The sequence below is a fragment of the Ruminococcus flavefaciens AE3010 genome (assembly GCF_000526795.1).
Taxonomy (GTDB): domain Bacteria; phylum Bacillota; class Clostridia; order Oscillospirales; family Ruminococcaceae; genus Ruminococcus; species Ruminococcus flavefaciens_D.
Map to the genome: position 1 here is coordinate 3,411,559 of NZ_JAGT01000001.1, position 13,036 is coordinate 3,424,594.

11 protein-coding genes and 1 other annotated feature are annotated in these 13,036 nt (G+C 47.4%); of the genes, 7 read left to right on the forward strand and 4 right to left on the reverse strand.

The window, feature by feature from the left end; all coding sequences use genetic code 11:
• Positions 1-129: 129 nt before the first annotated feature.
• From N774_RS0115055 to N774_RS0115065, 3 genes are all read left to right on the forward strand, one after another.
• The gene (locus N774_RS0115055) at positions 130-753 is read left to right on the forward strand and encodes an AAA family ATPase (RefSeq protein WP_024862033.1); all 624 of its coding nucleotides are present in this window, start codon (positions 130-132) and stop codon (positions 751-753) included.
• Between the two features lie 71 nt (positions 754-824).
• Positions 825-1,541: a DUF421 domain-containing protein gene (locus tag N774_RS0115060; protein WP_024862034.1), complete on the forward strand. Its 717-nt coding sequence runs from the start codon at positions 825-827 to the stop codon at positions 1,539-1,541.
• A complete protein-coding gene (locus N774_RS0115065; protein ID WP_024862035.1) occupies positions 1,528-1,905 on the forward strand; it encodes a DUF4363 family protein in 378 nt (125 codons plus the stop codon). The genes N774_RS0115060 and N774_RS0115065 overlap by 14 nt, the downstream gene beginning before the upstream one ends.
• Before the next feature lie 72 nt (positions 1,906-1,977).
• On the opposite strand, the gene N774_RS0115070 is transcribed toward N774_RS0115065, so the two are convergent.
• Positions 1,978-2,493 carry a hypothetical protein gene (locus N774_RS0115070; protein WP_024862036.1) on the reverse strand — a complete coding sequence of 172 codons (516 nt, stop codon included), beginning with the start codon at positions 2,491-2,493 and terminating at the stop codon, positions 1,978-1,980.
• A 35-nt stretch (positions 2,494-2,528) separates the two neighbouring features.
• Positions 2,529-3,647, reverse strand: a complete 1,119-nt coding sequence (gene prfB, locus N774_RS0115075) for a peptide chain release factor 2 (RefSeq protein ID WP_024862037.1) — start codon at positions 3,645-3,647, stop codon at positions 2,529-2,531.
• 279 nt (positions 3,648-3,926) lie between these two features.
• Positions 3,927-4,166 (forward strand) — a binding site (T-box leader).
• Between the two features lie 195 nt (positions 4,167-4,361).
• On the opposite strand from prfB, the gene N774_RS0115080 reads away from it, so the two are divergent.
• A complete protein-coding gene (locus tag N774_RS0115080; protein ID WP_024862038.1) occupies positions 4,362-6,983 on the forward strand; it encodes a valine--tRNA ligase in 2,622 nt (873 codons plus the stop codon).
• 339 nt (positions 6,984-7,322) lie between these two features.
• Here N774_RS0115080 and N774_RS0115085 read toward each other — a convergent pair whose 3' ends face one another.
• Positions 7,323-8,942 (reverse strand): S1C family serine protease, encoded by a 1,620-nt coding sequence (locus N774_RS0115085; protein WP_024862039.1) that lies wholly within the window; start codon positions 8,940-8,942, stop codon positions 7,323-7,325.
• 435 nt (positions 8,943-9,377) lie between these two features.
• Here N774_RS0115085 and N774_RS0115090 point away from each other — a divergent pair, with 435 nt between their 5' ends.
• Genes N774_RS0115090 through N774_RS0115100 form a run of 3 tightly spaced genes read left to right on the forward strand, consistent with a single transcriptional unit; the run spans position 9,378 to position 11,620 of the window.
• Positions 9,378-10,649: a hemolysin family protein gene (locus N774_RS0115090; protein ID WP_024862040.1), complete on the forward strand. Its 1,272-nt coding sequence runs from the start codon at positions 9,378-9,380 to the stop codon at positions 10,647-10,649.
• A 59-nt stretch (positions 10,650-10,708) separates the two neighbouring features.
• The gene (locus N774_RS18475; RefSeq protein ID WP_024862041.1) at positions 10,709-11,299 is read left to right on the forward strand and encodes a DUF2726 domain-containing protein; all 591 of its coding nucleotides are present in this window, start codon (positions 10,709-10,711) and stop codon (positions 11,297-11,299) included.
• A 36-nt stretch (positions 11,300-11,335) separates the two neighbouring features.
• On the forward strand, positions 11,336-11,620 hold the full coding sequence (locus tag N774_RS0115100) for a hypothetical protein (protein ID WP_024862042.1): 285 nt from the start codon (positions 11,336-11,338) through the stop codon (positions 11,618-11,620).
• Between the two features lie 75 nt (positions 11,621-11,695).
• Here the strand turns inward: N774_RS0115100 and N774_RS0115105 are convergent, their stop codons facing one another.
• Positions 11,696-13,012, reverse strand: coding sequence for a protein kinase domain-containing protein (locus N774_RS0115105; RefSeq protein WP_024862043.1), 1,317 nt, complete (start codon positions 13,010-13,012; stop codon positions 11,696-11,698).
• Positions 13,013-13,036 lie beyond the last annotated feature (24 nt).

Here is a 13,036-nt window from a genome sequence, read left to right on the forward strand (position 1 = left end):
ATAGAAATATCGTTTTTAGACAATTGTTATTCCGCTATTGCTTGAAATATGTGCAAAATGTGATATAATATTATTGTGCTTGTTTTATCAAAGTTTAAATAATATTTTATGTATTTGGAGGAAACACCGATGAAAAAAACTATCATAACAATTGAACGACAATACGGAAGCGGCGGAAGCGTCATCGGTAATCTTGTTGCTGAAAAGCTTGGTATCAACTGCTATAATCGTCAGATACTGAAAATGACAGCCGAGAGATGCGGTATTGCCATGAAAAATCTTGAAAGCGCCGAGGAAAACGTTCCTACCAGCTTCCTTTATTCGCTGCTGCTTTCGGCTAATCCCGCAAGAACTATGGAGGAGAATCTCCCTCTCTCAGATAAGGTCTTCATCATGGAGAGCCGTATCATAAATGAGATAGCAGACAGTGAAAAGAGCTTCGTGCTTGTTGGCAGATGCGGCAACTATATCTTAGAGGACAAGGGCTGCTTCAGCGTCTATATCTATGCGGACCACGATTACCGCATCAAGCGAGCCATAAAGGAATACGGCGTTGAAGAAAACAAGGCTGAGTCTGTACTGAAAAAGGCAGATAAGCGCCGCGAGACTTTTTATAATGTGAATACAGGAAAGGGCTGGCAGGACAAGGAACAGTATTCCCTTTGCCTTAACAGTGCCGAGCTTGGGGATGAGCTCTGCGCGGATATCATAGTCAAGGCTTATCAGGAGTACAACAGCCGTTTTGCGGACTGACCAATGCTATTGATGAAATAATGTATATAAATGCTCCTTTGCGGCACAATAGCTGCAAAGGAGCTGTTTTTATGTGTGTTATACTTATACGTTCCATTATACTCTACGTTCTGGTCATATTTGCCGTGAGACTTATGGGCAAGCGGCAGCTCGGAGAGCTCCAGCCCTCTGAGCTTGTCATAACCATACTTGTCTCAAATATCGCCACTCTGCCGATCGAGGACGTGAATATCCCCGTAATAGTGGGTGTCACGCCCATACTTGCGCTGGTCTGCTTTGAGGTCATGGTGTCGTGGATAAATCTGCGCTTTCCAAAGCTCAGGCGGCTCATATCGGGAAGTCCCAAGATAATCATACGAAACGGCTGTATAGAGCGTGATATTATGCGGGAGCTGCGCTTCTCGGTGGACGACCTGCTCATGGCGCTGAGAGGACAGGAGATATTTGACCTGAGCGAGGTGCAGTGCGCTATAGTGGAGACCACGGGCAGCGTTTCCGTAATGAAGAAGCAGCTGCTGGATAATCCCACAAGGCGCGATTTGAAGCTCTCGGCGGAGTGCAGCGACCCGCCCGTGCTTATAATATCCGACGGCAGGTTCATTCCGCAGGCTATGGAGTCCTTGAAGCTCAGCAGGAGCTGTGTGGAGACAGTGCTGAAAGGCTGCGGTATTGCGGCAGATGACGTGTTCATTATGACTGCCGACAGCAGCGGGAGCTGCTATATAGCCGATAAGCAGGGAACACCGCCGAAAATACTGACTATAGGTGATAAAAATGACAAGAGTTAAGATAAGCGCAGCCATTCTGCTGCTGCTTATAGGGATAAGCATATTTTCAAGCTTTTGGGTGAACCGCCGCTGTAACGCCATGCTTTCAGAGGTAGACCTGATACATGAGCTTGCGGAAATGGGCGATACCGAGAGCGTTACCCATATGGCTCGGGAGCTTAACGCTGACTGGGAGAGCTTCCGTGAGGGAGCCTCCGTGCTGCTGAAATACGACAGGCTCATTGAGATAGACCGCCTGTGCTCGCGGATAGTTCACCTTGCGGAGAACGAGGAGGACGAAATGGCGGCGGAGCTTGCAGAGCTCCGCGATATGCTTGAAATGCTGAAAAGCGGCGAAACGCCGCTTCTTACAAGTGTGTTCTGAGTTGAGAGTTGTGGTGTCGTCTGCAGTGACAATAAAAAGGGACAGAACGCAGTGTATCTGTCCCTTAAATATTTATACCGATAAAATACAGAATCCATATGGACTCTCTTTGTAGTCAAGAGTGGCGGTCTGGTCGATACTATGTGTTTTGTGGGAGGCAGGAGCGTAGCCGTTTTCGCTCAGGTATGTGCAGGTGCCTGTGCAGGTCACCACATTCTTTGATGTAAGAACATTGAAGTTCAGGTCAAAATCGGCGCAGTTCCAGCAATTCGCCTGATAGACATAGAAACGTACTTCTGTATCTTCGTATTGGAGCGTGTAGTTGTATCCGCCGTACTTGCCTGCGCGGCTTTTTATACTGTTCCCTTTCACACGAACATGTTCGGATTCCTGACTGTGTTCGCAGATGATCTCACAGTCTGAGAGGGGCACGTCCCTGCCGTCTATAATAAGCGTTATGTTTCCCTTTATACGGCTGAACGGATAGACGTAGCCATAGAAGACCGATGGCAGAAAGAAATATGTGGAGCAGGCCAAAGCGACTGCGATGACTGCAATAACGGAAAAGACCTTCAGAAACTTTTTCATATATATCCCCTAAAAGTATCAGCAAAGCCGTCAGCTTACTTTTCCAGTGTTCCGTGTGAGAGCGACTTCAGGTATGCATTTATGAAGCCGTCTATGTCACCGTCCATAACAGCCTGTATATTGCCGTTTTCAAAGCCTGTACGTGTGTCCTTAACGAGAGTATAGGGCATGAATACATAAGAACGTATCTGTGAGCCCCATGCGATCTGGTTCTGAACGCCCTTGATATCCTCGATCTTTTCAAGGTGCTCGCGCTCCTTGATCTCAATGAGCTTTGAACGGAGCATCTTCATGGCGTAGTCCTTGTTCTGGTACTGGCTTCGCTGAGTCTGACAGGAAACAACGATACCTGTGGGCTTATGGATAAGACGTACAGCGGAGCTGGTCTTGTTTACCTTCTGACCGCCTGCACCGCTTGAACGGTAAACTTCCATTTCGATGTCCTCGGGACGGATATCAACTTCGATAGAGTCGTCAAGTTCGGGCATAACTTCAAGAGCTGCAAATGATGTGTGTCTGCGTCCCTGTGCGTCAAATGGAGATACGCGGACAAGTCTGTGAACGCCTGACTCGGACTTCATATAGCCGTATGCGTTTTCGCCCTCAATGAGGATAGAAGCGGACTTCATGCCTGCTTCATCGCCGTCAAGGTAGTCAAGGAGCTCCACCTTGAACTCGTGGCGCTCAGCCCAGCGGTTGTACATACGGTAGAGCATCTCTGCCCAGTCCTGAGCCTCTGTGCCGCCTGCACCTGCGTGGAATGTGAGGATAGCGTTTGAGTTGTCGTACTCGCCTGTAAGGAGAGTAGCCAGCTTTTCGTCCTCAAGCTTGGTCTTGAAAGCGTCGGACTCCTTTTTTATCTCCTCGATGTCGCTCTCGTCGTCAGCCTCGATAGAGAGCTCGATAAGAGTGATGATATCCTCGAGGTTTGCATTGAGCTTGTTGTAGTGTTCGATCTTTCTTTCAAGAGCCTTCTGCTCTTTCAGGACCTTCTGTGAGTTTTCAAGGTCGTCCCAGAAGCCCTCCTTTGCAGTTTCCTCGCCAAGCTCCTCAACGCGCTTTTTGGCGTTTTCTATATTCAGAACGTCTGCAAGCTCCGCCATTTCCTTGCGGTAGCCTGTCATTTCGACTCTGAGTTCGTCAAGTATTATCATAGTTTCAAATCCTTTCAAACATAGATACATACATTATATCATAGTTTGGGACGAAACGCAAGGGGAAATTCGATTTTTTTTACGGGCATTTTTAAGCCTTTAGCAGTTAAGAACTAAGAGCTAAGAACTAAGTAGGGGCGGATCTATCCGCCCGCGCTGATCTCATTGTGGCTTGCGGGCTGCCAAAGGCAGCCCCTACAAGCTAACGGCTAAAGGCTCATGGCTAAAGGTTTTTGGGGGCTTGACAAATGCGGATTTATCATGTATAATAATAAAGTATCAAAGGCGATGATGAAGAGGAGTACTCAGGATCCCCGATTTTCAGAGAGCTGCCGCACGGTGAAAGGCAGTATGACGGACCTGCGGAAGTAGCTTCGGAGCTTCGCGTGCCAACGGCTTAGGCTCAGTAGTATGCGGCGTGTTCCTCACGTTACAGGGGAGGAGGTTTTGTGACCTCGCAGAGTGCGGGAGAAAGCTCCCGAATTCAGGTGGTAACACGGACATTAGTTCGCCCTGAGCCGAATAGACGGCTTTGGCGGACTTTTTTATTTATTGTAAGTTGAGAGTTCAGAGTTGAGAATTGAGAGTTATGGTACCGTCAAAGACGGAGTATTTAAATAGATCTGCGTAAGCAGATACAATAACTTTCAACTCTCCACTTTCAACTCTCAACTCATGATCGAAAAAATGATTTCTAAAGGAGAATTGATCACGATGGCAAAGGAACTTGCAAAGGCTTACGATCCAAAGGACTTCGAGGACCGTATCTATGCCGCATGGAACGACAAGGGCTGCTTCCGTGCAGAGGCTGACCCGAAGAAAACGCCCTACACTATAGTTATCCCACCTCCGAACATCACAGGACAGCTCCACATGGGACACGCCCTCGATGAGACATTACAGGATATCCTTATCCGCTGGAAGCGTATGAGCGGCTACAGCGCACTGTGGCTCCCGGGTACAGACCACGCAGCTATCGCAACTGAGGCTAAGATAGTTGAGGCTATGCGCAAGGAAGGCGTTACCAAGGAAGACCTGGGCAGAGAGGGCTTCATGAAGCGTGCATGGGAGTGGAAAAAGCAGTACGGCGGACGTATCGTTGAGCAGCTGAAAAAGCTGGGCTCTTCCTGCGACTGGTCACGCGAGCGCTTTACTATGGACGAGGGCTGCTCAAAGGCTGTAAAGGAAGTATTTATAAAGTACTACGAAAAAGGCCTTATCTACAGAGGCGAGCGTATAATCAACTGGTGCCCCAAGTGCCGCACCTCACTTTCAGACGCTGAGGTAACTTATGAGGATCAGGCAGGTCATTTCTGGCACCTTCGCTATAAGATAAAGGACAGTGACGGCTATCTTGAGCTTGCTACCACACGTCCAGAGACACTTCTCGGCGATACAGCTGTTGCAGTAAATCCAAAGGACGAGCGCTACACAGACCTTGTTGGCAAGACAGTAATACTTCCGCTCGTTCACAGAGAGATACCGATAGTTGCTGACGATTACGTTGAAATGGACTTCGGTACAGGCGTAGTTAAGATCACTCCTGCGCACGACCCTAACGACTTCGAGGTAGGTCTCCGCCATAATCTTCCCGTTATCAATGTAATGAACGACGACGCCACTATCGTTGACGATTACCCTGCATACGCAGGCATGGACCGCTACGAGGCTCGCAAGAAGATAGTTGAAGACCTTGAAGCTGAGGGCGCTCTCGTTAAGATAGAGGACTACAGCCATAACGTAGGTACCTGCTACCGCTGCGGCACTACAGTTGAGCCAAAGGTATCAACACAGTGGTTCGTTAAGATGAAGCCCCTTGCAGAGCCTGCAATTGCTGCTGTTAAGAACGGCGATACAAAGTTCGTACCCGAGCGTTTCGACAAGATATACTTCCACTGGCTTGAAAACATCAAGGACTGGTGCATCTCCCGTCAGATCTGGTGGGGACATCAGATACCTGCATTCTACTGCGACGCCTGCGGCGAAATGGTGGTAACCAAGGAGAGCAGCGCAGTTTGTCCTAAGTGCGGCAAGCCCATGAGACAGGACCCCGATACTCTCGATACATGGTTCAGCTCTGCACTCTGGCCTTTCTCAACACTGGGCTGGCCTGAGAACACAGAGGACTTAAAGTACTTCTACCCCACAAATACCCTTGTAACAGGCTATGATATCATCTTCTTCTGGGTAATCAGAATGATGTTCAGCGGTCTGGAGAACATGGGCAAGGTACCTTTCGATACAGTTCTTATCCACGGACTTGTACGTGACGCACAGGGACGCAAGATGTCCAAGTCTCTGGGCAACGGCATCGACCCCCTTGAAGTCATCAACGAGTACGGCGCTGACGCTCTCCGCTTCATGCTTGCTACAGGTAACTCACCCGGAAACGATATGCGTTATATCGACGACAAGGTAAAGGCTGCCCGTAACTTCGCAAACAAGCTCTGGAACGCTTCACGTTTCATCATGATGAATCTCCCCGAGGGCTTTGAGTTCAAAGGACTTCCCACAGAGCTTGAATTAGAGGACAAGTGGCTGGTAAACAAGTTCAATCAGCTTGCTAAGGAAGTTGGCGAGAATCTGGACAAGTACGAGCTTGGCGTTGCTTCACAGAAGATATACGACTTTATCTGGGACGTATTCTGCGACTGGTATATCGAGCTCACAAAGCCCCGTATACAGGCAGGCGGCGAAACAATGGCAAAGGCTCAGGCAGTTCTTGTATGGGCTATGCAGGGCATGCTGAAGCTCCTCCACCCATTCATGCCGTTCATCACTGAGGAGATATGGCAGGTACTCAATAACGAGAAGTCCATGATCATCCTTGAGACTTATCCCACATACGACGCTTCTATCGACTTCACAGCCGAGGAGAAGGCATTCGAGAAGATAATCTCAGCTATCAAGGCTGTAAGAAATACACGTACAGAAATGAACGTACCTCCGTCGGTAAAGGCTAAGCTCTTTATCGAGACAGCCGACAAGGAGCTCTTCAATTCCTGCGCAGTATTCTTTGAGAAGCTTGCTTCCGCTTCCGCAGTTGAGACAGGGGACAAGTTCGATATCCCCGATTCTGCCAATGCAGTTACAGATTCCGCACGTATCTTCATTCCTATGGACGAGCTTGTTGACAAGGAAAAGGAGATAGCACGTCTCGAAAAGGAAAAAGCAAAGGTTCAGAAGGATATAGACTTCCTCAGCGGAAAGCTTAATAATCAGGGCTTTATCGCAAAGGCTCCAGCACAGCTCATAGATGCTGAAAAGGCAAAGCTTGCAAAGGCTGAGGAGAAAATGGCAAAAATAGAGCAGTCTATCGCAGCATTCAGAAAGTAATTTTAAGGGCGCACATTGTGCGCCCTCATTTTTTGTAGGGGACGGCGTCCTCGACGTCCCGCCAATTACGCAATAAATAAAATGAATACATTGTAGGGGCAGCGTTCCGCCGCCCGCAGGTAACGATGCAAATATGATGAATCCATGTGTAGGGACGCGCATTGCGCGTCCGCAAACACAAATGTCAATTACAACAGGGACGACCAATGGTCGTCCCTGCAATTCTATTTTCTACTCACTAATATGACAAAACAGCAAAGCTCCCCATATCGGGGAGCTTTTTGCCGTTATTATTTTATATGAAGGAGTAATGAAAGTGATTTTTGTTGTTGAGCTGGCTTATTCCTCGCCCTCAGACTCGTCGGACTTGTCAGCCTTGTCGTTCTTTTCGGCTTTTTCAGCCTTGTCTGCCTTGGACTTCTTAGCGGACTGCTTCTCGTCCTCTTCTTCCTTAGCGTCGTCCTGTTCGTCGATTTCTTCCTCAGCGTCGTCCTGTTCGTCGTTTTCTTCCTCAGCCTTGCTGTCCTTCTTAGGCTTGCTCTTTGTGGTCTCTTCTTCCTTTGACTGCTCCTCAACTACCTTTTCGTCGAGAGTTACCTTGACAGACTTTTCCTCTTCGTCTCTTACGAATGTGATCTCGATCTCATCGCCTGCAGAATGAGTATTCAGCTGTGCAACCAGTTCATCAGACGTGGTGACCTTCTTATCGTCTACCTTAACGATGATATCGCCCTTTCTGAGACCTGCCTTTTCAGCAGCACTGTCCTTGTTTACGGAATAGATGTAGATACCAACAGGCCAGTCGTACATCTTTGCTGTTGCCTCAGATACGTTCTGAGCGCTGATACCAAGCTGGGGCTTGCCTGTAACGTAGCCGTACTTCATAAGGTCGTCAATGATAGAAGCTGTCTCGTTTGAGGGGATAGCGAAGCCGATACCCTCAATGGAAGCTCCCGATGAAGAATAAGATGATGACATCTTTGAAGAGTTTATACCGATGACCTGACCGTATTTGTTGATAAGGGGACCGCCCGAGTTGCCTGAGTTGATAGCGGCATCGGTCTGGATAAGGTTCATAGCCTTGTTGTTGATGGTGATATTTCTGTTAAGACCCGAGATCATACCGCCTGTAACGGTGTCCATGAGCTCAAAGCCCAGAGGATTTCCGATAGCGATAACGGATTCGCCCAGTTTCAGCTCGTCGCTGTTGCCGAATTCGGCAGCTGTGAGACCTGTTTCGTCAATTTTGAGGACTGCAAGGTCGCAGTCTGTATCGTAGCCGATCACCTCAGCGTCATATGTCTTGTCGTTGTCAAGAACTACAGAAACGCTTGAAGCCTCGCCGCCGCCGTACTCGCTGTCGTAGATAACGTGAGCGTTTGTTACGATGTAGCCGTTGTCCGATATGATAACGCCTGTACCTGTGCCCTTGTATTCTCTGGTAACAGGCTCGCTGTTTCTGCCGCTGCCGCCGCCGAAGCCGTTTCCGAAACCAAAGCCGAAGTCAAAGAAGTCCTCGAAGTCGCTGAAATCATTGCCGATAGTCTGCTCAGTGGTAAATGAGGACTCGATCCCGACTACAGAGGGGAGCACCTTTTCAACGATCTCCTCATTGGAGAGAACATTGCCGCCCACATCTTCTGTCTTGATAAGGCTTACAGCCTTTGAAGCGAGGAGCTTCTTTGTAGCTTCCTTGGTTGAGCTTTCAGCGTCGTCTTCAAGCTCCTCAACGAGTGAGCCGCCTGTAAAGCTTTCACCTGCGAAGTAGCGGTATGCACCGATAGAGCCTGCTGAGACCAATGCCATAGCCATAATGAAAGCGGCAGTCTTCAGAACTGTGTGCTTCTTCTGCTTCTTGGGAGCCTCAGTGCTGTCTGTGCTGAAGCCTGTATAATTTGCCCCGTTGTTGTTATTGTTGGGGTCCTGCTGATTATTATAATTGTAATTGTAATCACTCATATGTTCCACGTTCCTTTACATTTATTTCTTTATCTGAGGTCCTCCCTCAGCCTGTGATTATATTATATTCACCCTTTGTGATATTAATTTGCGGCAAATGTAATGTTTTTGAGAATTTTATGTGTAAATTCTATCACAATTCGGGAGCTTATGTGTTGAAACTGAAAAGCCATTTCAATGCGTAATGCGTAATTCGTAATGCGTAATAAATTGTAGGGGCGCCGTTTCGCCGCCCGTAAACTTTGATGATATGAACACGGGCTGTCGAGGACGCCAGCCCCTACAAAGCGTATCATGTTGATTGCATTATCAGGCGCGGGCGGATAATATCCGCCCCTACACTACTTTCTACTCACTACTCACTAATAACTACTTGCATTATTCCCACATATATGATATAATAAAAACATTATATATATTAAGGAAAGGAATTCTATGGACAGTTCAGATATATGGAAGATAGTTCTTGTCATTGCCATGATGGTGTTTTCAGCACTGTTTTCGGGTACCGAGACCGCCTATTCAAGCGTGAACAAGCTCCGTCTGAAAAATTATGAAGCTCAGGGCAGCAAAAAAGCCAAAAAGGCTCTCAGACTTGCAAACCGCTTTGATGAGGTGCTCACGGCAGTTCTTATCGGCAATAATATCGTCAATATAGCAACTTCATCTGTAAGCACTCTTATATTCATCAAGCTTGTGGGCGCTAAGGGTCCTGCGCTTTCAACGATAGTGATAACAGTGCTGGTGCTCATATTCTGCGAGGTGCTCCCAAAGTCCTACGCCAAGAAAAACGCCGAGAAACTGGCACTTGCATTTGCAGCGCCCCTGTCGTTTCTCGTTGCGGTGTTCAAGCCATTTGTGTGGCTGCTCAACAAGCTTTCGTCCCTTGTATCCAAGGGCGATGAAGCTCCCAGCGTGACCGAAGACGAGCTGAAATACATGATAGACGAGATAGAGGAGCAGGGCGTTATCGAGGAGCAGGAGAGCGAGCTTGTGAAAAGTGCTCTTGAATTTGATGAGATAACCATAAACGAGATACTTATCCCCCGTGTAAAGGTCATAGGCGTTGAGCTTGGCTCTACTATCGACGAGATAAAGGAGCTTTTCAGCACCGAGATGTACTCCCGTCTGCCCGTCTATGAGAAGAGTCTTGACAATATCGTGGGAATCATTACAAATAAAGCCTTCTTCAAAATGCTTGTTGAGGGCGGTACCGATGTGAACTCCATAATACAGGAGGTACCCCACATTGCCGATACCAAGCTCATAAGCGAGGCTATGCGGGATATGCAGCGCTCAAAGGTACATCTTGCCGTAGTCATCGACCAGTACGGCGGCACTAAGGGTATCGTTACCCTTGAGGATATCATCGAGGAGCTGGTTGGCGAGATATACGACGAGGACGACGAGATCGAGACCAATATAATGATGCTTGCTCCCGATAAATACGAGGTGGCAGGCGATATGAGCATAAGCGATATGCTGGAAATGCTTGACCTTGACGAGGACATGATAACCACGGACTATACCTCTGTAGGCGGTTGGGTGACTGATGTTATGGAGCATATCCCCGAAGCAGGCGAGACTGCCGAGAGCGGTATCTTCCGCATAACGGCTGCCGAGGTCAATGAGCAGAACGTTGAAAAGGTAATAATCGAAGTTCTTCCCACCGACGATGACGATGAAGAAGACGAGGAAGAAGAATAATATAGATATTAATAAGATGATAATCCATTAGATATTTTTTATAAAAGGGGGATACCAAAATGGATAAAACACTTTTAACAGTAATTATCATAGGAATAATTGTTTTAATACTTTCGAGACGACCAAAGACATTTGATACTCCAGTAAAAAAACAGGAAGAAATTGAAAAAACAAAAAACAATGAGGAAATTCAAAAAAAAGAGGATATGCAAAATGATGAGGAAACACCAGATAATTTTTTTCCATACAAGAAAAAATATATACTCACAAAAAATGAATACTATTTTTACAATAATCTAAAAGAAATTATTGCTCCTTTAAATTTACAAATACTTGCAAAGATAAGGCTTGCAGATTTAATTGAGGTTGATACAAATAAAGCGGGAAAAGAATTTATGAAGTATTTCGGTAAAATTAAATCAAAACACATTGATTTTGCAATTGTCGATAATATGAAAGTTATTATGCTTTTGGAACTCGACGATAATAGTCATAATAAAGAAGATAGAAAAGAACGAGATAGCTTTGTTAATAATGCATTATTAACAGTTGGGTATACAGTTGTAAGGACAAATGGAAACTTAGACATAATAAAGAAAGCGTTGATAGACAAAGGCTATCATGAGAATTTATATCAAAACACACAATAAATAATGAAGAAGAATAAAGGAAATATTTTTTTATTAATGGGTGTCATATTCCTTGCAGTTGGACTGCTCGTTAATATACGTGTGATATGTGGGATAATAAGTATGCTCACTTCTTATAAAACCGAAAGCATAGGCATTATCGGCGGCGCAGACGCTCCCACTGCGATATTCATCTCTGAAAGCATCTTCAAGGATATGAGTATAATCGAAAAAGCGGGCTTGCTGCTGATAATAGCAGCTCCCATACTCATTATCATTGGAGTAGTGAAATGTATCATAAATCGTAGGGGGCTGATGCCCGCATCAGCCCGACAAATTTAACGGAAAGACGCGGGACGCCGAGGGCGGCGTCCCCTACAAAAAAACCGAAACAGTAGACCTGTTTCGGTTTTTTGTTTATTCTACAGTACCCTCGCTTCTGCCGATAGTGAGGACAAAGCCCTTGTTTATTGGCATAATGCCGTTGGGGTCTACGGTCTTGACCGTATTGTCGGGGAGCTTTACGCTCCATGTGTCGTTGGTAAGATTGCGCAGGGCATGCTTGCTGGGGTCCTTCTTGTTGCGGACTACCTCGCCGATGACCTTGTGGAAGTCCCCGTCGGTATCGCCTGTCATGCCCTCGTAGAGCTTAGCTCCGCCGAATGAGGGCAGCTCAAAGCGCTTGAATTTGATGCTCTCGGTGCAGGTGAGCTGACCGCCGCAGTACATACAGTTCACGGAGTATTTGGGAGCGATGAATGTCTCCTTGCCGCAGTGAGGGCAGGGAACAGTCTCGCTTCTCAGCTTTACAAAGGCGTCGAGCCATGTGAGCTCGATAACTCGGTCATAGGGCGGCTTAACGGAGCTCTTTCCGAAGGACTGCACGAAGAGGTCGCGGATATAGTCGGGATAAATCTTCCAGAAGCGGAGAGTGTTGGTGTTGAGCTGATTGTTTGCGGCATTGCGGTCGTCCTCGGGGTCGAGAACAAATACAGGGTCGGTGCCGTAGAACTTCTTCTCCAGCTCAGGCGTCATGCATGGGGGAGTGGAGTACTTGCCCTCCAGCGGGTGCTCGATGAACAGCATACGGAAGAGGATAACTGCCAGCGAGAAGCGGTCTGAGCGCTTGTCGGGAGCTCCGCCGAGAACAACCTCGGGAGCCATATAGCGCTGTTTGCCTGCTATGCCGAAGTTAACACCGCGCTCGGAAACATTGTCGTTGTCGCAGATGAGCACATCGCCGTTCTGAGGATTTATGAAAAAGTTGCCGTTGTTCAGGTCCTGATAGCTGTAGCCGTCATTGTGGAGAGCGCGGAAGCCCTCAATGATATTGATAGCGGCATTGCAGCGTGCTGTGATATTGGCGAAGCTTGCCTTCATGCGGCGTGTCTTGGGGTCCCACAGCAGGAAGCGTGTCAGCTCCTCATAGCCATTGGGACGGAGGGGCATGATATAGCCGAAGCTGCCGTCTATCCAGTTGGAGAGCTCCTCAGGCCAGAGAAAAGCGGCAGTGGGAGCACCCTTTTTTATGTTGGCTTTCAGGTTTTCGTAGAATTCCTGGGGATTCTTCATTTTGTCGATAGTGGACTTGTGATACCATTTCAGCGCCATTTCCTTGCCGCCGCACTCGACTCTGTAGACATTTCCCTGTCCGCCGCCGCCGAGGAATTCCAGAATGGTAAATGTTGAATTATATACAGTTTTGCCTTTATATCCTACTTTTAGTTCTGCCATGTTTTACTCCTTTCGGTATGGATA

Bases quoted from the DNA above. Each gene is read 5' to 3' on its own strand.
- N774_RS0115100 (WP_024862042.1), top strand. From the start codon at position 11,336: ATGGGTGTCATATTCCTTGCAGTTGGACTGCTCGTTAATATACGTGTG.
- N774_RS0115080 (WP_024862038.1), top strand. From the start codon at position 4,362: ATGGCAAAGGAACTTGCAAAGGCTTACGATCCAAAGGACTTCGAGGAC.
- N774_RS0115055 (WP_024862033.1), top strand. From the start codon at position 130: ATGAAAAAAACTATCATAACAATTGAACGACAATACGGAAGCGGCGGA.
- N774_RS0115085 (WP_024862039.1), bottom strand. From the start codon at position 8,942: ATGAGTGATTACAATTACAATTATAATAATCAGCAGGACCCCAACAAT.
- N774_RS0115090 (WP_024862040.1), top strand. From the start codon at position 9,378: ATGGACAGTTCAGATATATGGAAGATAGTTCTTGTCATTGCCATGATG.
- N774_RS0115060 (WP_024862034.1), top strand. From the start codon at position 825: ATGTGTGTTATACTTATACGTTCCATTATACTCTACGTTCTGGTCATA.
- N774_RS18475 (WP_024862041.1), top strand. From the start codon at position 10,709: ATGGATAAAACACTTTTAACAGTAATTATCATAGGAATAATTGTTTTA.
- N774_RS0115065 (WP_024862035.1), top strand. From the start codon at position 1,528: ATGACAAGAGTTAAGATAAGCGCAGCCATTCTGCTGCTGCTTATAGGG.
- prfB (WP_024862037.1), bottom strand. From the start codon at position 3,647: ATGATAATACTTGACGAACTCAGAGTCGAAATGACAGGCTACCGCAAG.
- N774_RS0115105 (WP_024862043.1), bottom strand. From the start codon at position 13,012: ATGGCAGAACTAAAAGTAGGATATAAAGGCAAAACTGTATATAATTCA.
- N774_RS0115070 (WP_024862036.1), bottom strand. From the start codon at position 2,493: ATGAAAAAGTTTCTGAAGGTCTTTTCCGTTATTGCAGTCATCGCAGTC.